Raw genomic sequence first — 1,605 nt, 5'->3', positions numbered from 1 at the left:
GGTGTTCGGTGCACCACGGGCGGTGTGTGGTGACCGGTGCATCGTGGGCGGTGTGTGGTGTTCGGTGCACCACGGGCGGTGTGTGGTGACCGGTGCATCGTGGGCGGTGTGTGGTGTTCGGTGCACCACGGGCGGTGTGTGGTGACCGGTGCGTCGTGGGCGATGCGTCGTGGGCGGTGTCACGACCGGCGCGTCCCGGGCGATGTCACGATGGGCGCGTCCCGGGCGACGTCTTGGGTGGCGTGCCGGGGCGGGACAGGGAAGCGGAGTCGAGTCGAGCGAGGGCACCCGTCTCCAAAGCCACCCAGATCGCCCCGTCCGAACCCTGCACCAGGCCATGGGGCTCGGATGACGGGGTGGGCAGGTCGTACTCCGCCAGTTCGCCGCCGGCTCCGATCCATCCGACGCGGTTCGCACCCCACTCGGTGAACCAGCAGCCGCCGTTGGCATCGGCCGTGATGGCGTGGGGGCGGGCTTCGGGGTCCGGCAGCGGGAACTCCGTGATCCCACCGTCCGTCGTGATGCGGCCGATCCGGCCCGCGCCGATCTCGACGAACCACAGGGCCCCGTCCCCTCCGGACGTGATCCCCACCGGAGCGGACCCTTCCGTCGGCAGGGGAAAGACCGTGACCCGGCCCGCGGTGGTGATGCGGCCGATGGCGTCGGCCTGGTTCATGGTGAACCACAACGCCCCGTCCGGACCGGCCGCGATGGCGGAGGGAAACGCGCCGGCGACCGGCAGCGGGAACTCGCTGACCTCCCCCTCCGTGGTGACCCGGCCGATCCGGTCCACGGCGGTTTCGGTGAACCACAGCGCACCGTCCGGCCCGGCGACGATGCCGAACGGTCCTGCCTCCGCGGTGGGCAGCGAGACATGGCTGACCTCACCGTCAGCCGTGATGCGGCCGATCCGGTGAGCTCGGTACTCGGTGAACCACAGCGCACCATCGGGACCGGTGGCGATGACCGTCGGCCCGCACGACGGCGGGTCCAGCACGAACTCGACGCCCTCGGCCCCCTCCACCTCCCCTGCCGAGGGGAACACCGAGGACGCAGGGCCGTCCGACGGCGGGGCAAGGCGTCCGATCTTCCCGGCGTGCACCAGGGTGAACCAGAGCGCACCGTCTGGACCGGCCGTGACGGCGTACGGCCCGGCCGCCCCGTCCGACACCACGAACTCCCGGATCGGGACCGCAGCCGGGCCCGCGGGCGCTGCGCGGCCCGGGTCGGCGGCCGATGCGGCGGCCGGTCCCGGGGGTGAGGCGACAGGCGCACCCAGCGGCAAGCTGACAGACGACCCCGGAGGCAAGCTGCCAGGCGACCCCGAAGGCGAGCCGGCAGTCGCCCCCGGAGGGGAGTCGGCAGTCGGACCTGGGGGTGAGCCGACGGTCGGCTCCGGGGGCGAATCCGCGGTCCCGCCCGGAGCCGGGGCAGGGGACGTGCCAGTGATCGAGTCAGTATGCGAGGCGGCGGTTGAGCCGGGCTTTGGGGTGGCGGGCGGGGTGTCGGACGGGCTGGACGTGGCGTCGGTCATGTGGCGTGCCTTCGTTCGGGTGGCGCTACGGTCATCGAAACGTCCGAGGGGCCTGGAGAGTTGCGAAGCCC

Annotated in this window: 1 protein-coding gene; it reads right to left on the bottom strand. The window is 72.8% G+C overall.

What is annotated here, in order from left to right:
- Positions 1–205: 205 nt before the first annotated feature.
- The gene (locus ABT112_RS28500; protein WP_502975476.1) at positions 206–1,174 is read right to left on the bottom strand and encodes a Vgb family protein; all 969 of its coding nucleotides are present in this window, start codon (positions 1,172–1,174) and stop codon (positions 206–208) included.
- Positions 1,175–1,605: the final 431 nt, after the last annotated feature.

This window comes from Streptomyces sp. NPDC002055 (genome assembly GCF_040296705.1).
GTDB lineage: Bacteria > Actinomycetota > Actinomycetes > Streptomycetales > Streptomycetaceae > Streptomyces.
The sequence above is the reverse complement of the archived record's forward strand: the minus strand, read 5'-3'. Positions and strand labels throughout refer to the sequence as shown.